Origin of the sequence: Amycolatopsis sp. NBC_00345, assembly GCF_036116635.1 — a bacterium.
In the GTDB taxonomy this organism is placed as follows: domain Bacteria; phylum Actinomycetota; class Actinomycetes; order Mycobacteriales; family Pseudonocardiaceae; genus Amycolatopsis.
The window spans coordinates 7,126,901-7,144,700 of the sequence record NZ_CP107995.1; the positions used below are offsets into that span (position 1 = coordinate 7,126,901).

General features: G+C 70.7%; 19 protein-coding genes. 9 read left to right on the forward strand and 10 right to left on the reverse strand.

The window, feature by feature from the left end:
* Positions 1–95: 95 nt before the first annotated feature.
* The 4 genes from OG943_RS31990 to OG943_RS32005 are packed head-to-tail and all read right to left on the reverse strand — an operon-like array spanning position 96 to position 3,647.
* Positions 96–1,310 (reverse strand): ABC transporter permease, encoded by a 1,215-nt coding sequence (locus OG943_RS31990; protein WP_328604639.1) that lies wholly within the window; start codon positions 1,308–1,310, stop codon positions 96–98.
* Complete coding sequence (locus OG943_RS31995) at positions 1,307–2,002, reverse strand: ABC transporter ATP-binding protein (protein WP_328604640.1); 696 nt, start codon at positions 2,000–2,002, stop codon at positions 1,307–1,309. The genes OG943_RS31990 and OG943_RS31995 overlap by 4 nt, the downstream gene beginning before the upstream one ends.
* Positions 1,999–3,084: a peptidoglycan-binding protein gene (locus OG943_RS32000; protein WP_328604641.1), complete on the reverse strand. Its 1,086-nt coding sequence runs from the start codon at positions 3,082–3,084 to the stop codon at positions 1,999–2,001. Before OG943_RS32000 ends, OG943_RS31995 begins: the two co-directional genes overlap by 4 nt.
* A complete protein-coding gene (locus OG943_RS32005) occupies positions 3,081–3,647 on the reverse strand; it encodes a hypothetical protein (protein ID WP_328604642.1) in 567 nt (188 codons plus the stop codon). Before OG943_RS32005 ends, OG943_RS32000 begins: the two co-directional genes overlap by 4 nt.
* Positions 3,648–3,768: 121 nt before the next feature.
* On the opposite strand from OG943_RS32005, the gene OG943_RS32010 reads away from it, so the two are divergent.
* From OG943_RS32010 to sepH, 3 genes are all read left to right on the forward strand, one after another.
* The gene (locus OG943_RS32010) at positions 3,769–4,428 is read left to right on the forward strand and encodes a response regulator transcription factor (RefSeq protein ID WP_328604643.1); all 660 of its coding nucleotides are present in this window, start codon (positions 3,769–3,771) and stop codon (positions 4,426–4,428) included.
* A complete protein-coding gene (locus OG943_RS32015; protein ID WP_328604644.1) occupies positions 4,425–5,621 on the forward strand; it encodes a sensor histidine kinase in 1,197 nt (398 codons plus the stop codon). Before OG943_RS32010 ends, OG943_RS32015 begins: the two co-directional genes overlap by 4 nt.
* Positions 5,622–5,793: 172 nt before the next feature.
* The gene (gene sepH / locus OG943_RS32020; RefSeq protein WP_328604645.1) at positions 5,794–6,660 is read left to right on the forward strand and encodes a septation protein SepH; all 867 of its coding nucleotides are present in this window, start codon (positions 5,794–5,796) and stop codon (positions 6,658–6,660) included.
* A gap of 10 nt (positions 6,661–6,670) precedes the next feature.
* Here the strand turns inward: sepH and OG943_RS32025 are convergent, their stop codons facing one another.
* From OG943_RS32025 to OG943_RS32035, 3 genes are all read right to left on the reverse strand, one after another.
* Complete coding sequence (locus tag OG943_RS32025; RefSeq protein ID WP_328604646.1) at positions 6,671–7,027, reverse strand: MmcQ/YjbR family DNA-binding protein; 357 nt, start codon at positions 7,025–7,027, stop codon at positions 6,671–6,673.
* Positions 7,028–7,082: 55 nt separating this feature from the next.
* On the reverse strand, positions 7,083–7,682 hold the full coding sequence (locus OG943_RS32030) for a DUF2537 domain-containing protein (RefSeq protein ID WP_328604647.1): 600 nt from the start codon (positions 7,680–7,682) through the stop codon (positions 7,083–7,085).
* Positions 7,683–7,824: 142 nt separating this feature from the next.
* Positions 7,825–8,640 carry a TrmH family RNA methyltransferase gene (locus tag OG943_RS32035; protein WP_328604648.1) on the reverse strand — a complete coding sequence of 272 codons (816 nt, stop codon included), beginning with the start codon at positions 8,638–8,640 and terminating at the stop codon, positions 7,825–7,827.
* 213 nt (positions 8,641–8,853) lie between these two features.
* On the opposite strand from OG943_RS32035, the gene OG943_RS32040 reads away from it, so the two are divergent.
* The 6 genes from OG943_RS32040 (at position 8,854) to OG943_RS32065 (ending at position 14,019) form a co-directional block, all read left to right on the forward strand.
* Positions 8,854–10,353 (forward strand): glutamate-cysteine ligase family protein, encoded by a 1,500-nt coding sequence (locus OG943_RS32040; RefSeq protein ID WP_328604649.1) that lies wholly within the window; start codon positions 8,854–8,856, stop codon positions 10,351–10,353.
* Between the two features lie 52 nt (positions 10,354–10,405).
* On the forward strand, positions 10,406–11,023 hold the full coding sequence (locus OG943_RS32045; protein WP_328604650.1) for a TetR/AcrR family transcriptional regulator: 618 nt from the start codon (positions 10,406–10,408) through the stop codon (positions 11,021–11,023).
* 72 nt (positions 11,024–11,095) lie between these two features.
* Positions 11,096–11,764 carry a biliverdin-producing heme oxygenase gene (locus OG943_RS32050; protein WP_328604651.1) on the forward strand — a complete coding sequence of 223 codons (669 nt, stop codon included), beginning with the start codon at positions 11,096–11,098 and terminating at the stop codon, positions 11,762–11,764.
* Positions 11,765–11,973: 209 nt separating this feature from the next.
* Positions 11,974–12,597, forward strand: coding sequence for a superoxide dismutase (locus OG943_RS32055; protein WP_328604652.1), 624 nt, complete (start codon positions 11,974–11,976; stop codon positions 12,595–12,597).
* A 96-nt stretch (positions 12,598–12,693) separates the two neighbouring features.
* Entirely contained in the window at positions 12,694–13,503 is an 810-nt protein-coding gene (locus tag OG943_RS32060) for an arylamine N-acetyltransferase family protein (RefSeq protein ID WP_328604653.1), read from the forward strand.
* 291 nt (positions 13,504–13,794) lie between these two features.
* A complete protein-coding gene (locus OG943_RS32065) occupies positions 13,795–14,019 on the forward strand; it encodes a hypothetical protein (protein ID WP_328604654.1) in 225 nt (74 codons plus the stop codon).
* Positions 14,020–14,170: 151 nt separating this feature from the next.
* Here the strand turns inward: OG943_RS32065 and OG943_RS32070 are convergent, their stop codons facing one another.
* From OG943_RS32070 to OG943_RS32080, 3 genes are all read right to left on the reverse strand, one after another.
* The gene (locus OG943_RS32070) at positions 14,171–15,430 is read right to left on the reverse strand and encodes an MFS transporter (RefSeq protein ID WP_328604655.1); all 1,260 of its coding nucleotides are present in this window, start codon (positions 15,428–15,430) and stop codon (positions 14,171–14,173) included.
* A 284-nt stretch (positions 15,431–15,714) separates the two neighbouring features.
* Positions 15,715–16,146, reverse strand: a complete 432-nt coding sequence (locus tag OG943_RS32075; protein WP_328604656.1) for a MarR family winged helix-turn-helix transcriptional regulator — start codon at positions 16,144–16,146, stop codon at positions 15,715–15,717.
* A 64-nt stretch (positions 16,147–16,210) separates the two neighbouring features.
* The gene (locus OG943_RS32080) at positions 16,211–17,686 is read right to left on the reverse strand and encodes an NCS2 family permease (RefSeq protein ID WP_328604657.1); all 1,476 of its coding nucleotides are present in this window, start codon (positions 17,684–17,686) and stop codon (positions 16,211–16,213) included.
* Positions 17,687–17,800 lie beyond the last annotated feature (114 nt).

Consider the following 17,800-nt stretch of genomic DNA (forward strand, 5'->3'; position numbering starts at 1 on the left):
CCGTTAAGGCCTCCTTACCCGCGTTGGACGCGGGTAAGGAGGCCTTAACGGACTTCAGGGCCCCTTCCCCCCGGCGGAAGGGGCCCCTCGCCGGCTCAGGCCAGCGCCTGGGTGGGCGGCAGCCGGGCCGCGCGGGCGGCCGGGTAGGCCCCGGCGACCGCCCCGACCAGCGCGGCCACCCCGACCCCGCCGGCCAGCGCGAGCGGCGGCAGGATCGCCGGCCAGCCCTGGCTCAGCGCGTATCCCGCGGTCACCAGCACCCCCACCAGCACGCCGACCAGCCCGCCGAGCCCGGACAGCAGCACCGATTCGGCGAGGAACTGCCCGCGCACCTGACGGCGGGTCGCGCCGAGCGCTCGTCTCAGGCCGATCTCGCGACGCCGTTCGAGCACCGAGATCACCATCGTGTTCGCCACCCCGACGCCACCGACCAGCAGGGCGACCCCGCCAAGGCCGAGGAACAGCGCGCTGTAGCTGTTGTCGGTGATCTGCTGCGCCTCGAGCGCCTCGGACGGACGGCGGACGTTGACCTGGTCGGGCGAGGCCGGGTTGAGCGTCGCGCCCAGCACGCTGCGCACACTGTCCACTTGGGACTCGTCGGCGCGGGCGTACACGGTGCTGGCGTGGCCGTCGAAGCCCAGCAACGCCTTCGCGACGTCCCAGCCCACCAGCACGGAGCGCTCCACCTCCGGGGCCAGCGGCATCGGGCCGAGGATGCCGGCCACGGTGAACCAGTGACCGCCGAGCCACACCTGCGGCGGCCTCGCCGGGTCGATGTGGTCGATCCCGAGGCGCGCGGCGGCCTCCGAGCCGAGCACCGTCACCGGGAACTTCTGGTTCGCCGCGTTCAGGAACGAGCCGGCGCGGACCTGGCCGCCCAGCACGCCGAGCAGGTCCGGCGTCGCCGCGTACACGGACAGGCCGGACGTCTCCTCGGCCGGGATGCGGTCGCTGCGCCGGACGGACTGCGACGTCAGCCCGAGCCCCGAAGCGGCGGTCACCGGGCCGATCCGCTTCGCCATGGCCACGGCCTCGTTCGGCAGCTTCGCGTCCTTGCCGAATAGCGTCTGGCCCGGGGCCGCGACCAGCAGGTTGGTGCCCAGCGCGGCCAGCCGGTCGTGCAGGGCCTGCGCGCTCGACGCCGGGATCGCCAGCACGGCGACCATCGCGGCGACGCCGATCGCGATGCCGAGCGCGGAGAGCACGGCACGAACCGGGCGGGTCCGCATCCCGTGCGCGCCAAGCGTCAGCACGTCACGCGGGCCGAGCCGGGCCGGGTCGGGCACCGGCGGCGGGGCGACGGTGATCATCGGACCACCAGCCCGGTCTCCGAGCCCGTGTCGAGGCGCAGGACGCCGTCGAGCAGCTCGATCCGCCGGGGCAGCCCGGCCGCGATCTCGCGGTCGTGGGTGATCACGACGATCGTCGTGCCGTCCGCGCTCAGCTCCGCCAGCAGGCCGAGCACCGCCGCGCCCGTGCCGGTGTCGAGGTTCCCGGTCGGCTCGTCGGCGAGCAGGATCGACGGCCCGTTCACCACGGCCCGCGCGATCGCCACCCGCTGCCGCTCCCCGCCGGACAGCTCGCCCGGCCGGTGCCACGCGCGGTGCCCGAGCCCGACCCGTTCCAGCGCGGCCAGTGCCCGGTGCCGCCGGTCCCGCCGCGAGACCCCGGCGTACAGCAGCCCGGTGCAGACGTTGTCGACCGCGCTGAGCCCGTCGTCGAGGAAGAACTGCTGGAACACGAATCCGATCCAGCGCGACCGCAGCGCGGCGAGCTTCCGGTCGGGCAGCGTGGCGACATCGTGGCCACGCAGCTCGACCCGGCCCGCCGTCGGCCGGTCGAGCGTGCCCATGAGCTGCAGCAGGGTCGACTTCCCCGAGCCGGACGGGCCGACGATCGCCGCCAGCTCGCCCTCCTCGAGCGAAAGCGAGACGTCGCGCAGCGCGGCCACCCCGCCCGGGTAGGTGCGCGAAACCCCGTGCGCGGCGAGAACCGGCGTCACGAGGTCGTCACCACCCGCACGCCCGGGGCGAGCCCGGCGCCGGAGACCTCGACCAGGCCACCGCTGAACATCCCGGTCTTGACCGCGACCAGGTGCCGCTTCCCGTGGTCGTCGACCTCGACGGCGTAACCGCCCTCGGCGAGCGCGACCAGCGCGCCGACCGGGACCGCGAGGACGCCCTTGTGCACGTCCTTCGTGAACCGGACGGTCACCGGCGAGGAGTCGAGCGAGCCCGCCGCCTTCGGGTCGTCGAGGGCCACGGTGACGGTGATCGTCAGCGTGCCGTTGGGCTGGCCCGTGGCGTCCTTGCCCGGCTCGGCGGTGTGCCCGACGTCGGCGACCGTGCCCGTGGTCGCGGTGCCGTTGACGGTCAGGCCGACCTTCGCCCCGACCTGCGCGAGCGCCTGCTTGGCGGCGTCGAGTTTGACCGACACCGACCGTCCGGTGGCGGTCGCCTTGAGCACCTCGCCCGCGGCGGGCCCGCCGAGCTGGCCGGTGACGGCGGAGACGCGGATCTCGCCGGCCGCCAGCACGACGTCGCCCTGGCCGAACGTGCCGGTCTGCTCGAGGCCCAGCGACTTCTGCCACTTCTTCACGGCCGACGCCGTGGCGGAGGTGAACTTCGTGTCCGGCGCGCCGAAGCCGCCGAAGCCCAGCGCCTGGAGGTTCTCTTCCAGCTCCTTGACGTCCGGTCCTTTGTCGACGCCGTCGGCCAGGTCCCGGTAGAACGGCAGGGTGCCGTAGAACAGCGGCACCGGCTTGGCGTCGACGCCGTAGACCGCTTTGCCCTGCGAGATGGTCGAGCCCGCCGCCGGCAACGAGGTGAGCGTGCCCGGCTTCCGGCCGGCGACGGAGGTTTCCGCCCCGTAGCCGAGCGTGCCGTCGGCCTCCTCCGCGTCGCTCAGGTCGGACTTGGTCACTGCGGCCGTCTCGACCTGCGGCGGGGCCGCGGCCGGGGCCGACGTGCCTTCGGCGACGCGCGTGAGGACCACCACCGAAGTCGTGCCCAGCACGACCACGGCCACGGCGACCACGACGAACCAGCGCGCCCGGCGCCGGCGTGGACGTTCCGGTCCGGTCACTTCGAGCCCTCCACCGGCGCGGCCGGCATCCCGGCGTCGCCGAAGCCGCAGGCCTTCATCGCGGCCTCCATCTTGGCTTCGTCCCCGCCCTGGGGCGCGGCGATCGCGCCACGGCCGTTCGGGGACGGGTCCGGCATGTCGACGCCGTGGTCGCGCATGCACTTCGCCTGCTTGCGCGCCTGGTCCAGCTCTTGCGGGCTGAGCGCCTTGGGCTGGCCGCCGTTGGGCAGGAACTGCTTGCAGGCGTCCTGCGCCTTGCTCATCTTGTCCGCGCCGCCCGCGCTGTCGCCGGGCACCGCCAGCGTTATGCCCATGCCGCCCGACCCCGGCTTCGGGTCCGGCATGTCGACCCCGTTGTCCCGCATGCACTTGGCGAACTGCAACATCTGCTTCTCCCGTTCCGGGTCCGCCTTGTCGTTGCCGCCCGCCGCGTCCTTCGCCGCCGATGTGCTCGGCGGGCTGGAGATCGACGCCACCTTGTCGTCCCCGCCGCCCCCGCCGCCGCAGCCGGCCAGCACCAGCGCCGCCAGCCCGGTCACCAGTGCCACCTTGTGTTTCCGCATCTCTCCTCCTCCTGCCGGCTGGTCCCGGCTCCGGCCTGAAGTTCTACGGATCGGGCGATTCCGCCGGGCTAAGCGAATCCGCTTATGCGCCCCTTATCCCCCGGCCGGGCAGACTGGGCCGGTGCGCGTACTGGTGGTGGAGGACGAGCGGCTGCTGGCCGACTCGATCGCCGAGGGACTTCGCCGGTTCGCGATGGCCGTCGACGTCTGTTACGACGGCGGGCAGGCGCTGGAGCGGGTCGGCGTGCACTCCTACGACGTGGTCGTGCTGGACCGCGACCTGCCCGTGGTGCACGGCGACCAGGTGTGTTCCGCCGTGCTGGCGGCCGGCGGCGAAGCGCGGGTGCTGATGCTGACCGCCGCCGCGGACGTCACCGACCGCGTCGCCGGGCTCGGCCTCGGCGCCGACGACTACCTGACCAAGCCGTTCGCGTTCGCCGAGCTGGTCGCCCGCATCCAGGCGCTGGGCCGCCGGGCGCGCCCCGCGCTGCCGCCGGTGCTGGAGCGCGGTGACGTCGTGCTCGACCTGCCCCGGCACCAGGCCGCCCGCGCGGGCCGGTTCCTGCCGCTGTCACCGAAGGAGTTCGCCGTGCTGGAAGTGCTGATGCGGGCCGAGGGCACGGTGGTGAGCGCCGAAGACCTGCTGGAGAAGGCGTGGGACGAGCACGCCGACCCGTTCACCAACGCCGTGCGGGTGGCGGTGATGACGCTGCGCCGCAAGCTCGGCGAGCCACCGGTGATCGAGACCGTGCCCGGCGCCGGCTACCGGTTCGGCTCGTGAGGCGCCCCCGGCTGTCGGTCCGCAACCGGCTCACCGCGCTGTACGGCGGCCTGTTCCTGCTCGCCGGGCTCGTGCTGCTGCTGATCAACTACGCGCTGGTGAACGGTTCGCTGCCGGACGCCAGCCAGTTCGCCTCGACGGCGGTCAAGGCGACGCAGGGCGATGCCGGCATGGCGATGCCCCTGCAGCCCACCTATCCGGTGAACGCGGAACCGGCGGAGACCGTCAACCTCGTGGCCGCCGCCAGGTCTGCGGTCACGGATTACCGCTCGGCCACGCTGTCCACGCTGCTCGTCGGGTCCGCGATCGCGCTGCTCGTCGCGGCCGCGCTGGCGGTGTTCTTCGGCTGGGTGATGGCGAGCCGCACGCTGCGGCCGCTGCACACGATCACCTCGACCGCGCGCAAGCTCGAGGTCGGCCGGCTCGACCGGCGGATCAATCTCGACGGCCCGGAGGACGAGCTGAAGGAGCTGGCCGACACGTTCGACGGCATGCTCGACCGGCTCGGCGAGTCCTTCGACAGCCAGAAACGCTTTGTCGCCAACGCCTCCCACGAGTTACGCACCCCGCTCGCCGTGCAGCGGACGCTGATCGAGGTGGCGCTGGCCGACCCGGAGGCCGGGCCCGAGCTGCGCAAGCTCGGCGAGCACCTGCTGCTGACCAACGAGCGCAGCGAGCGCATGATCGAGGGCCTGCTGGTGCTGGCGCGCAGCGACCGCGGGCTGACCTCGCGCTCACCGGTGCGGCTGGACAAGGTGGTCCGCCTCGTCCTCACCGCCACCGCCGCCCAGGCGGAGGAGGCCGGGGTCGTCATCGAGCCGAACCTGCGGGCGCGGACCGTCGCCGGCGACCCGGTGCTGCTCGAACGGCTGGTGACGAACCTCGTGGTCAACGCGATCACGTACAACACCCGCGGCGGCTGGGTGCACGTCGAGATCAGCGGCGAGCCGGCGCTGACCGTACGGAACTCGGGCCCGGTGGTGCCCGCGGACGCGGCGGCCACCGTGTTCGAGCCGTTCCGCCGGCTCGCCGGCGAGCGGACCGGCAACTCGCGCAACGCCGGGCTGGGGCTGTCGATCGTCCGGTCGGTCGCCGAGGCCCACGACGGTGAGGCGTCGGCGCGGCCGGGGCCGCGTGGCGGGCTCGTGGTCGAGATCCGCCTGCCGCCCAGCGGGTATTCCACTCATTCGTGACAGAACGTGGTCGGCGTGTCACGCGATCCGCCGGCCGGGTCAGGCTGAGAAGATGACGAAGATCAATTTGAAAAGAGAGCAAGCGGGTGAAGCATCGGCGCGCCTCGCACGTCAAGTCGACGCGCCGTTCTAACGTAAGCACCCACAAAGGTGAAGATCGGGGAGGCGAGAAATGCGGGCGCTACGGGTGATCGGGCTGCACGAGGACGGTAAGTCCATCGTGCTCGAAGACCCGGCGAGCCGTACGCGCTTCCTGCTCCCGGCCGATGAGAGACTGCGCGCGGCGGCGAGGGGTGACATCGCCCGGCTGGGCCAGATCGAAATCGAGTTGGAGAGCCAGATGCGGCCACGCGAGATCCAGGCGCGAATCCGCGCGGGAGAGTCCGTCGAGCAGGTGGCGGGCGGCTCCGGCGTTTCGGCGCAGCGCGTCGAGCGCTTCGCCTACCCCGTGCTGCTCGAGCGCTCCCGCACCGCGGAGCTGGCGCAGAGCGCGCACCCCGTCCGCGAGGACGGCCCCGACGTGCAGACGCTGGGCGAGGTGATCGCGTACGCGTTCGGCGTCCGCGGCCACGACTACACCCAGGCCAAGTGGGACTCCTGGCGCGGCGACGACGGCAAGTGGGTCGTCGTGCTGCGGTGGAAGGCCGGCCGTTCGGACAACCGCGCGCACTGGTCGTTCGCGCCCGGCGCGCACGGCGGCACCGTGCAGGCGCTGGACGAGAACGCCGAGGTCCTGCTCAACCCCAACGCCTACCGCGCCCCGCGCACGGTCCGCGCGCTGGAGCCGGCCCGCGACGCCGTGATCCAGCCGACGCTCGACTCTGCCGATGAGGTGCGCGCCATCGAGGCGCCCACCCGCCCGGAAGAGGACGAAGACGACGACACGCGCGAGATCCCGCGCGTTCCGCCGTCCGACGACGATTCGGACGGCAGCGGCGCGGAATCCGACGAGAACCCGCGCACGAAGGCCAAGAAGAACCATCCGATCGTGCCTTCGTGGGAGGACGTCCTGCTGGGCGTCCGCTCCCAGCGGGGCTGAACCCCCGCCGCTAACCCTCGACAAGCGCGGCCAGCGACTTCGGCGCGGCCAGCCGGTAGGCGTCGCGGACGATGTGGTCCACCTCGGCCCAGTCGACGTCCACGTCCAGCCGCACCCCGAGCCAGCCGTGGTGCCCCACGTACGGCGGCCGGAAGAACCGGCCCGGCTCGGTGCGCACGAGTTCCTCCTGCGCACCGGGCGGCGCCGGGCACCAGAACGCGAGCCGCCCGTCGTTGTGGTGGTGGTCGGCGAACCGGACGAACGACTTCTTCTCGCGGACGAACCACGCCGGCTCGCCGTGGCTGATCCGCTCGGAGGACTCGGGCAGCGCGAGGCAGAGTCGCCGGAGTTCGTCCACGGGGGCCATCGCGCCAGTATCGGCCGGGCCGCGGCCGATGGCCAGCGCTCAGAAGACTCAGCGTTCAGAAGACGATGACCAGCACGCCGACCCACGCCGCCACGAGGCCGACCCCCGCACCGAGCACCGCCCAGCGCAGGATCGGCAGGTTACGGCCCAGCCAGAGCGACGGCGCGATCCCGCCGGTCACCACGAGGGCCGCCAGCACGGCGAGCCACCCGCTGGTCTCGCGGGCCAGCGTGCCCGCCAGCGCGAGCATCGCGACCACCACCAGCACCGCGGCGAACGCGGACACGGTCAGCCCGGTGAACCACGGCGTCGGCTCGCGGCGGTGACGGGCGCGCCGCGGCTCACGCTCGCCGGGCGCCCGCGGAGGGGGGTCCACCACCGTCTCGACGCCCGACACCGGATCGACGAACCGCACCGGGGTCCCCATCACGGCAGCCAGCCGTCCGGCGAGCTGGCGGCCGCGCTGCGAAACCACCGAGCCCGCGACCTCCGCGTCCGGCCCGGTGCGCGACACCGCCGAAGCGACGCGCGCCCATTCGTGCAGCGCCTGCGCCAGGTCGGCGCCGATCGCGAGCCGGCGCGGGTCGACCTCACGCGCGTGCTCGCCGCCCGGACCGGCGAGCACCGCGCGCTCGCCGCGGATCCGCAGCTCCATAGTGTCCTTCCGCGCCGGCAGTCCTCAGCGTGTGTCACCTTAGTAGCGTCGGCGCCTACCGGAGACATCCGTCAAGGACTCCTTACCCGCGTGGCACGCGGGTAAGGCCTCCTTACCGGCGTGGCACGCGGTCAAGGAGGCCTTACCGGTTGTGGATGGCGGCCACCTCGTGGAACGCGACCGCGGCCGCGGTGGCGACGTTCAGCGAGTCGACGCCCGGCACCATCTCGATCCGCACGGCCAGATCGGCGGCCGCGATGGCCTCCGCCGACAGGCCCGGCCCTTCGGCGCCGAGCAGCAACGCGATGCGGCCCGGCGCCCGAGCGCGCAAACCTCGCAATGGCACCGAATCAGCCCGCGGGGTGAGCGCCGCGACGCGGAAATCGTTTTCCCGCAGCCGATCCAGCCCGCCGGGCCAGCTGTCGAACGTCGCGAACGGGACGCGCAGCACGTGCCCCATCGAAACGCGGACGCTTCGCCGGTACAGCGGGTCCGAGCAGCCGGGCGCCAGCAGCACCCCGTCGACACCGAGCGCGGCGGCATTGCGGAACAGCGCGCCGAGGTTCTCGTGGTCGCCGACGCCCTCCAGCACGGCGAGCACGCCGGCGCCCGCGATCACCTCGTCCACCGTCGGCGGCACCGGCCGATCGGCGACGGCCAGCACCCCGCGGTTGAGGTGGAAGCCGACGACTTCGGCCATCGTCTCCGCGGACGTCACATACGCCGGCGCGTCGACCCCTTCGAGCTCGTCTGCCAATTCGTGGAATCGCCGTTCCACGCCGAGCAATGCGCGCACGGGATAACGCGACGCGAGCATCCGCCCGACCACCACGGTCCCTTCGGCGATCACCAGGCCCCGGCCACCGGGACGGTCCGGGCGCCGGTCCGCTGTGGACAGGTCGCGGAAATCGTCGAGTCCCGGATTCGCCCGGTCGTCGGTGAAGATCAGTTCAGCCACTCGCACAGTCTGACATCCGCGCCCAACCCGCCCCGCTGGTCCGAACGACCGGCATTCCCTGGTACGAACGGGCGCTTTTTGCTGTGAGTTAACCCCCCATGACAGAGAGCACCAGTTTGGCCGCTAGCCCGTCATGGCGCTCTGTGCAACGGTGGGCGCCCTGGCAGTCCCCGCCCGGACACCTGCGGATCGCAGCCAAGGAGCACGGCACACATGGGTACGGATCTCTCGGCCGAACCGTCCGAGCAACTCGACCGCGGACGGTATCGCCGTAAGGTCCAGCGTTGTCTCGACACGTTGGCCCGCATGCTCACGGATGGAAGTTTTTCCTTCCCCCGCAAGAACATCGGGCTCGAAGTGGAGCTGAACCTGGTCGACGGCCGGCTGCGCCCGTCGATGACGAACACCGCCGTGCTGGAGGCGCTCGACGACCCGTCGTTCACCACCGAGCTGGGCCAGCACAACCTCGAGCTGAACGTGCCGCCGCGCCCGCTGGCCGGGGATTCGGCTCTGCAACTGGAAGATGACCTTCACGCATACCTGGGCAAAGCGGCGGCGAAGGCCACGGACACCGGCTCGACGCTGGCCATGATCGGGATCCTGCCCACCCTGCGCCAAGAGCACTTCGATCAAAAATGGCTCACCAACAAAACGCGTTACTCGTCACTCAACGACCAGATCTTCGCCGCGCGCGGCGAGCGGATCGCGCTTTCCATGGAGGGCGCGGCACTTCCGGGCGCGCAGCCGGAAAGGCTGCGAAGCTACGCGGAATCCATTCTTCCGGAAGCCGCGTGCACCTCGGTCCAGCTGCACCTCCAGGTGGCCCCGGAGGAATTCGCGGCGCACTGGAACGCCGCCCAGTGCCTGGCCGGCGTGCAGATCGCGCTCGCCGCGAATTCGCCGTTCCTGCTCGGCAAGGCGCTCTGGCACGAGACGCGCATCCCGCTGTTCCAGCAGGCCACCGACACCCGGCCGGAGGAGCTGAAGAACCAGGGCGTGCGCCCGCGCGTGTGGTTCGGCGAGCGGTGGATCACGTCGATCTTCGATCTGTTCGAGGAAAACGTCCGCTACTTCCCCGGGCTGCTGCCGGAGACCGACGTCGAGGACCCGATCGAAGCGCTGGAGGCGGGCCAGGCGCCGAAGCTCACCGAGCTGCGGATGCACAACGGCACCATCTGGCGCTGGAACCGTCCGGTGTACGACGTCGTCGACGGCCTGCCCCACCTCAGGGTCGAAAACCGAGTGCTGCCCGCCGGGCCGACCGTCGTTGACATCGTTGCCAATGCGGCGTTCTTCTACGGCGCGCAGCGGGCGCTCGCCGAGCAGGAGCGGCCGGTGTGGACGCAGATGTCGTTCCAGGCCGCGGAAGAAAACCTGTACGCGGGCGCGCGCAAGAGCTTCGACGCGCAGCTGTACTGGCCGGGCATCGGCTGGATCCCGCCGGACGAGCTGGCGTTGCGCGTGCTGCTGCCGCTGGCGCACGAGGGCCTGCGCCGCTCCGACGTCTCCGACGAAGCGCGGGTGAAGTACCTCGGCATCATCGAACGCCGGTGCCTGGCGCGGCGCAGCGGCTCGACCTGGCAGCGTGATTACGTGCAGCGCGCGCAGGACCGCGGCGACGACCGTGAGACGGCGCTGAACCGGATGCTGGGCCGCTACCTGGAGCTGTCCGCGACCGGCGAGCCCGTGCACACCTGGCCGCTCACCGACTGAGCGGGGCTGTCCCTTTCCCTTACAGTGGTGACACTGACCGGGGGTGAGACGGATGCCGAAGGTGCTCGGCGGCTCGATCGAGGCGCACCGGCGCGAGGTCCGCGCCCGGGTGTTCGACGTGCTGCGCGCGCAGCTCTACGAGCGCGGCTTCGACGCGATCACCCTGTCCGGCATCGCGGCGGAGGCCGGGCTCGGCCGCACCGCGCTGTACAACCACTTCCCGGACAAGGAAAGCCTGCTCGTCGCCTTCGTGGAGGACGAGGCCGCGCGGTACGTCACGCGGCTGCGCGAAGCCGTCGAGGCGCAGACCGACCCGGTCCTCCAGCTCGCCACGTTCGTCCGGCTGCAGCTGCGGGTGCTCGCCGAATACCACCTGCCGCCCGGCGGCGCGCTGGAGTCGGCGCTCGCGCCCTCGGCGTACCGGCGGATCAGCGCGCACGCCGACCCGATCACCGGGCAGCTGCGCACCGTGCTGCTCGCGGGCGTCGACGCCGGGTGCTGGCCGGCCCAGGATGTGGACGTGGTCGTCCCGATGGTGACCGCCGCACTGGGCAGCCGCCAGGTGATCGACGTGCCCGCCGGCCAGCTGGACGGCGCGATCGAGGCCGCCGTCGGCTTCGTCCTGCGGGCGCTGGGGACGAGCGAAGTTCCGGATTCGCGGCCAATTTAGGGTAGCCTAAGCCGTCTTCGTGCCCTAGGCTCTTTCTGACAGGCTGTCAGATCGATCACTGGAGGCGTCTTCATGTCAGTGACCACGGACCTCGACACCCGGCCGTTCTCCGCGGCGCTGCGGGCCTCGACCAGGGTGCTGCACGATCGGGCCAACCACTCCGAGTACATGAACGCGCTGCTGGGCGGCGAGCTGTCGCTGGCCGGATACACCCAGCTGGCGGTCCAGTACTACTTCATCTACCAGGCGATCGAGCGGGCCAGCGACAAGATGGCCGGCGACGCCGTCGGCGGCGAGTTCGTGTTCGACGAGCTGCGCCGGGTGCCCTCGCTGGAGCTCGACCTCGCCCACCTCGTCGGCCCGGGCTGGCGGACCGAGATCCGCCCGCTCGCGAGCACGGAGGCGTACGCGGCGCGCATCGGCGAAGCGGCTTCGTGGGCAGGCGGCTACGTCGCGCACCACTACACGCGCTACCTCGGCGACATCGCCGGCGGCCAGATCATCCGGCGGCTGCTGGAGAAGAAGTTCGGCCTCGACGAAGCGGGCACGACCTTCTACCACTTCGACGCGATCGGCAGCGCGCCCGCGTTCCGCGACCGCTACCGCGCGAAGCTCGACACCGCGCCGTGGGGCGAAGACGAGCGCGCGCGGGTGATCAACGAGACAGCAACGGCGTTCGAGTGCAACGTCGCCGTCTTCGAGGAGCTGGCCCGGGACCTCGACCGTTACCGGGTCGCCTGACGCGCCTGCCGATGAGCCCGGTCACAGCCGGTTGACCTCTAGTTTGGTCGAGGTACAAGGCTCGGTTTCGCAGGGGTTGCCCCCGGGTAGGCCCCTGACGAACCAGTGGTCCCATCCTGTGGTGACGACACCGCCCCCGCTCGCCGGGGAGGCGGGTGTGCTACTAGGTTCGGTACTAGAAACTTGTGTCGAAGACAGAAGGAGGGCCAATGGCCCGGTACGAGCTGCCCGATCTCGACTACGACTACAGCGCGCTCGCGCCGCACATCTCGGGCGAGATCAACGAGCTGCACCACAGCAAGCACCACGCGACCTACGTCAAGGGCGCGAACGACACGCTGGACAAGATCGCCGAAGCCCGCGACGCCGGCAACTTCGGTGACATCGTCGGCCTGTCGACCACGCTCGCGTTCCACTTGGCCGGCCACGCGAACCACGTCGTCTGGTGGAAGATCCTCTCGCCCGAAGGCGGCGACAAGCCGACCGGCGAGCTGGCCGCCGCGATCGACGAGGCGTTCGGGTCCTTCGACAAGTTCAAGGCCCAGTTCACCGCGGTCGCCACCACGATCCAGGGCAACGGCTGGGGCGCCCTGTCCTGGGACCCGATCGGCAAGACGCTGATCACCCAGCAGCTGCGGGACCACCACAACAACCTGATCCTGCCGACCGTGCCGATCCTGCTGGTCGACGTCTGGGAGCACGCGTTCTACCTGGACTACAAGAACGTGAAGCCGAAGTACGTCGAGGCCCTGTGGAACATCTTCAACTGGGCCGAGATCAGCAAGCGCTTCGACAACGCCGTCGCCGGCGGCAACGGCCTGCTGCTCGGCTGAGTTTTCCCACCTGGCGCGAACCGGGGTCCTCCCTTCAGTGGGAGGACCCCGGTTTTCGCTTGACCTAGAGTGCACTCGAGGTGTGAGAGTGGGGGCATGGACGTCGACGCCTACCTCGCCCGCCTGGATCTCGCCCTGCCCGTGGCCGCGGATCTGGCCGCCCTGCGGGTGCTGCAAGCGCGCCACCTCGAACGGGTGCCGTTCGAGAACCTGAGCGTGCACCTGGGTGAGCCGATCGAGCTCACCGAGGACGCGCTGTTCGACAAGATCGTGCGCCGCCGTCGCGGTGGCTTCTGCTACGAGCTGAACGGCCTCTTCGCGGCGCTGCTGCGCGAACTCGGCTTCGACGCCACCCTGCGCGGCGCCCAGCTCTTCCACGCCGACGGCACTCCCGGCCCGCCGCTGAACCACGCCGCGATCGTCGTGGAACTGGACGAGCCGTGGCTGGTGGACGTCGGCTTCGGCAGCTTCAGCCGGGCACCGCTGCGCCTCTCGGCCGTCGCGCCGCAGGACGACGCGGACGGCCAGTTCCTCATCCTGGACGCCCCACACGGCGACATCGACGTGCTGTGCGACGGGAAACCGGTGTACCGGCTGGAACGCCGCCCCCGGCAGTTGGCCGACTTCGTCCCGATGGCGTGGTGGCACTCGACGTCGCCGTCCTCGCACTTCACCCAGAACCTGACCTGCTCGCGCCCCACCTCGCAGGGCCGCGTGACCCTCTCGGGCGACCGCCTGATCGAAACCGTGGACGGCGGGCGCCACGAGGTGCTGCTGCCCTCGGAGTCCGCCGTGCGGATGGCGTACCGCGTGTACTTCGGCCTGTCGCTGGCGCGGCTGCCGCTGCACCCGGGTGAACACCCCTTGACGGCGCCGGCCCCTGACCCGACCATGAACCGGACTTGAGAAGCCCGTTGAAGAGCGGTGTTCTGGTGAGCTGCCCCGTAATGAACGGAGCCCCACCCCCGGGGTTCCCGGGTGTGGGGCTCCGTCCGTTCCCGAACTGACTGCCGCTCCCACCACGAAGCGGACGTGTATGAGGTTAGCCTAACCTCAGCAAGATCCGCAACCCCGTCGTGCCGGAGACGCGGGTCTCACTCGTTCGAGTGACGAATCGGGCGTCAGGGTCGTTCGGGAGAATCCTCCGATGACCTCGCACGTGTTCGTCGACGAGAGCAAGGAGGGCGGCTACCTCGGATGCTGGTTCTGGAGACCGACGAATCGATCCTCGATGTCGATCGCAGGACGTTGTACCGAGCCGTCCGGACCCATGGCTGTCAAGAAGCGCTGGAGTACCGGCACTTCCGGGCCCACGAAGAACTACTCCTGGTCGTTCCGGACGCCATCGCCTGGTGCTGGCAGCGAGGCGGGCAGTGGAAGAAACGGGTCCGGGAACTGGTGACCGACATCCGAGTCGTCTGACCCAGTACATGCGAAACCCGGCCCACCCACCGTCCGGAAGGCTGCCGGGTTCACTTCGCCGGTTTAGTAACCGCCGCATTCACCAGCTTAGCCGATCCCCCACCACTTCCCCAACCACAGGAACCGGCGAGGGATCGTGCCGGGTAAAGGGTCAGACGCGTTCGCGTTTCAGCACCCGCAGCCCGTTGCCGAAGCGGCGGACCGGCAGGCTCACGCCGCCGCGGCGGATGAGCACCAGCGCGCACACCACGGCGGCCAGCAGGGAGACCGCGCCGCCGATGTAGAACGGCGAGCGGCCGCCGAAGGCGTCGGCCATCCAGCCCGTCATGGGGCCGCCGATGGGGTTGCCGCCGATCAGGACCAGGACGTAGATGCCCATCACGCGGCCGCGCATCTCCGGCGAGACCGACGTCTGCACCAGCGCGTTCGCGGTGTTCAGGAAGGTGATCGTGGCGAAGCCGAGCGGGATCAGGCCAAGGCCGAACGCCAGGTACGACGGCATGAACGCCGTGATGAACTCGAACAGGCCCAGCAGCGCGCCGGAGATCAGCATCAGCCGCACCCGCGGCCGGCTCTTGATCCCGCGCCGCGCGGACGCCAGCGCGCCCGTGAAAGTCCCCACCGCGACCAGCGTGGACAACAGCCCGTAGCCGTCGGCCTGCGTGTGGAAGACGTTCGCCGCCACGATCGGCAACGAGGTGAAGTAGGTGATGCCGAACGTGCTGACGAAGAACATCAGCACCATCACCGTCACCAGGTCGGAGCGGTGCCGCACGTAGCGCAGGCCCTCCAGCAGCTGGCCCTTGGCGCGCGGGATCACCGGGCCGCGGAACAGCTTGGCCGGGTTCATCAGCGCCAGCCCGGCGACCACGGCGACCGTGCTCACCGCGTTCGCGATGAACAGCCAGCCGGTGCCCACCCAGGTGATCGCGAAGCCGGCGATCGCCGGGCCCACGATGCGCGCCATGTTGAAGATCGAGGAGTTCAGCGCGACGGCGTTGGTGATCTGGCTGCGGCCCACCATCTCGGCGACGAACGACTGCCGGGTCGGCACCTCGATCGCGGAGGTCACGCCGAGCAGCACGCACAGCAGGTAGACGTGCCAGAGCGCGACCACCCCGGTCAGGTCGAGCAGGCCGAGTGACGCGGCCAGCGCGGTGTTCACGACCTGGATGACGATCAGCATCCGCCGCTTGTCGACGCGGTCGGCGAGCACGCCGGCCCACAGCGAGAGCAGCACCGTCGGGGTGAACTGCAGCGCGACCGCGATGCCGAGCGCGAGCGGGTTGTTGCCGCTGAGGGTGAACACCAGCCAGTCCTGCGCGATGCGCTGCATCCAGGTGCCGATGTTCGAGATCACCTGGCCGCTGAAGAACAGCCGGTAGTTGCGCACCCCCAGCGACGCGAACATGCCGCTCTTTTTGGCCGCGGGCTCCGTTTTCGAAGGACCGGCTTGCGAAAGGCCGGCTTCCGACGACCCAGCTTGCGAAGGCCCAGCTTGCGAGCGCCCGGCTTGCGACGATTCCGCTTGCGGCGCCCCAGCACCCGCTGGCAGCTTCGGCGCCCCGGCGTGGTCTGGACCGGTCTCGCCGGGTGGAGCGGATGTGGGCGGGCTCGACGGCTCTGGTGCCGTTCCCCGGGTAGCAGTGTTATCGGCCGTGCTCTCTGTTTCGCTACCCGTGGTGGTCACCGGTGTTAGTTCCCCGCCATCCTGTCGATGATCTCAGCGGCGCGGGAGAGCACTTCCAGCTCTTCCTCGCCGAGTTCGGCCAATTGCCGGTCCAGCCACGCCTCCCGCACCGAGATGGCTTTCCGCACATACGCGAGCCCGTCTTCGGACAGCTCGACGATGGCCTGCCTGCCATCGGTCGGGTGCGGGCGCCGCTCGACGAACCCCATCTCCTCGAGCGCGGCGATCACCCTCGTCATCGAGGGCGGCTGGACGCCTTCCTTCGCGGCGAGCTGGCCGGGGGTCAGCGCACCGCACTTGTACAGGGTGGACAGCGCGGCGACCTGCGTCAGCGTGACGTCTTCGCCCACGCGCTGTGCCCGGAGCCGGCGGTTGAGCCGGACCACCGCGAGACGCAGGCGGCTCGCGAGGGAGCGCTCATGCATGTCGCCGGACATATAGTTAGCATACCTTACGAAACTGACGCCCCAGGGTGAACCCCGCCACCACGAGTGATCACCGTCAGTTGAACACGGACTGGATCGGCCCGACGGCGAAGTACGCGACGAAGGCCACCGCGATGATCCACATCAGCGGGTGGACCTGGCGGGCCTTGCCCGTCGCCGCGCGGATCACGACGTAGCTCACGAAACCGGCGCCGATGCCGTTGGCGATCGAGTAGGTGAACGGCATGACCACAATCGTCAGGAACGCCGGCAGCGCGATCGAGAAGTCGGTGAAGTCGATTTCCTTGACCTGGGTCATCATCAGCGCGCCCACGACCACCAGCGCCGGCGCGGCGGCCTCCACCGGCACCACCTGGTAGAGCGGCGTCAGGAACATCGCGGCGAGGAACAGCACGCCGGTCACGACGTTCGACAGGCCCGTGCGCGCGCCCTCCGCGATGCCCGACGCGGACTCCACGAACACCGTGTTCGAGCTGGCCGAGCCGAAGCCGCCGGCCGCGCCCGCGAGGCCCTCGACGAACAGCGCCTTGCCGACGTTCGGCAGCTGCCCGTCCTTGCCGATCAGGCCGGCTTCCTTGCCCAGCCCGGTCATCGTGCCCATGGCGTCGAAGAAGTCGGCGAGCACCAGCGTGAACACGAGCAGCACCACGGTGATGATCGGCAGCCGGCTCCAGGCGCCGAACGAGACGTCACCGACCAGCGACAGGTTCGGCAGGCCGATCACCTGGTCGGGCAGCGCCGGGTAGCCGAGGTTCCAGCCCTTCGGATCGGTGCCGTTCGACGGCCCGGCCTTCACGATCGCCTCGACGACGATCGCCAGCACCGTCGAAGTGAGCACGCCGATCAGGATCGCGCCCTTCACCTTCTTGGCCACGAGGATGGCGGTGAGCAGCAGGCCGACCACGAACACGGCCGTCGGCCACGACGCGATGGAGCCGTTGATGCCGAGCCCCACCGGGACGGTGGTGTGCGCGTCGTCCGGCAGGCGGCGCACGAACCCGGCGTCGACCAGGCCGATCAGGCAGATGAACAGGCCGATGCCCACCGCGATCGCCGACTTCAGCGCCGGCGGCACCGCGCGGAACACCGCCGTCCGGAAGCCGGTGAGCACGAGCAGCACGATGATCACGCCCTCGATCACCACCAGCCCCATGGCCTCGGGCCAGGTCATCTGCGGCGCGATGGTGACGGCGAGCAGGCTGTTGATGCCGAGGCCGGTGGCGATGGCGAACGGGTAGTTCGCGACCAGGCCCATCAGGATCGTCAGCACGCCCGCGACCAGCGCCGTGACGGCCGCGACCTGCGGCACCGGCAGGATGTTGCCGAGCACGTCCTTGTGCGCGGACGGGGTGGTGGCGGAGAAGCTGCCGATGATCAGCGGGTTCAGCACCACGATGTAGGCCATGGTCACGAACGTGACGACGCCGCCCCGGATCTCCCGGCCCGCGCTCGAACCACGCTCGCTGATCTTGAAGAACCGGTCCAGTTTGGACACTTCGCGCTCTTCCGCCCGCTGCGACTGCTCCGACATCCGCCTGCCTATCTCTGTGCTGTGCGTCCGGCCCGCCGCCGCGGGAGAAGCTTCGCGGGCGGGGCCCCGGGGGTACCCTTCACCATGTGGATGAACCGATCAATTCCCCGGAGG

What these genes read in the sequence shown, in the direction of transcription:
- OG943_RS32065 (WP_328604654.1), top strand. Translation starts at nt 13,795, where the DNA reads ATGCTGGTTCTGGAGACCGACGAATCGATCCTCGATGTCGATCGCAGG.
- OG943_RS32080 (WP_328604657.1), bottom strand. Translation starts at nt 17,686, where the DNA reads ATGTCGGAGCAGTCGCAGCGGGCGGAAGAGCGCGAAGTGTCCAAACTG.
- OG943_RS32050 (WP_328604651.1), top strand. Translation starts at nt 11,096, where the DNA reads ATGTCAGTGACCACGGACCTCGACACCCGGCCGTTCTCCGCGGCGCTG.
- OG943_RS32040 (WP_328604649.1), top strand. Translation starts at nt 8,854, where the DNA reads ATGGGTACGGATCTCTCGGCCGAACCGTCCGAGCAACTCGACCGCGGA.
- OG943_RS32060 (WP_328604653.1), top strand. Translation starts at nt 12,694, where the DNA reads ATGGACGTCGACGCCTACCTCGCCCGCCTGGATCTCGCCCTGCCCGTG.
- OG943_RS32030 (WP_328604647.1), bottom strand. Translation starts at nt 7,682, where the DNA reads ATGGAGCTGCGGATCCGCGGCGAGCGCGCGGTGCTCGCCGGTCCGGGC.
- OG943_RS31990 (WP_328604639.1), bottom strand. Translation starts at nt 1,310, where the DNA reads ATGATCACCGTCGCCCCGCCGCCGGTGCCCGACCCGGCCCGGCTCGGC.
- OG943_RS32070 (WP_328604655.1), bottom strand. Translation starts at nt 15,430, where the DNA reads ATGTTCGCGTCGCTGGGGGTGCGCAACTACCGGCTGTTCTTCAGCGGC.
- sepH (WP_328604645.1), top strand. Translation starts at nt 5,794, where the DNA reads ATGCGGGCGCTACGGGTGATCGGGCTGCACGAGGACGGTAAGTCCATC.
- OG943_RS32045 (WP_328604650.1), top strand. Translation starts at nt 10,406, where the DNA reads ATGCCGAAGGTGCTCGGCGGCTCGATCGAGGCGCACCGGCGCGAGGTC.
- OG943_RS32055 (WP_328604652.1), top strand. Translation starts at nt 11,974, where the DNA reads ATGGCCCGGTACGAGCTGCCCGATCTCGACTACGACTACAGCGCGCTC.
- OG943_RS32025 (WP_328604646.1), bottom strand. Translation starts at nt 7,027, where the DNA reads ATGGCCCCCGTGGACGAACTCCGGCGACTCTGCCTCGCGCTGCCCGAG.
- OG943_RS32005 (WP_328604642.1), bottom strand. Translation starts at nt 3,647, where the DNA reads ATGCGGAAACACAAGGTGGCACTGGTGACCGGGCTGGCGGCGCTGGTG.
- OG943_RS32075 (WP_328604656.1), bottom strand. Translation starts at nt 16,146, where the DNA reads ATGTCCGGCGACATGCATGAGCGCTCCCTCGCGAGCCGCCTGCGTCTC.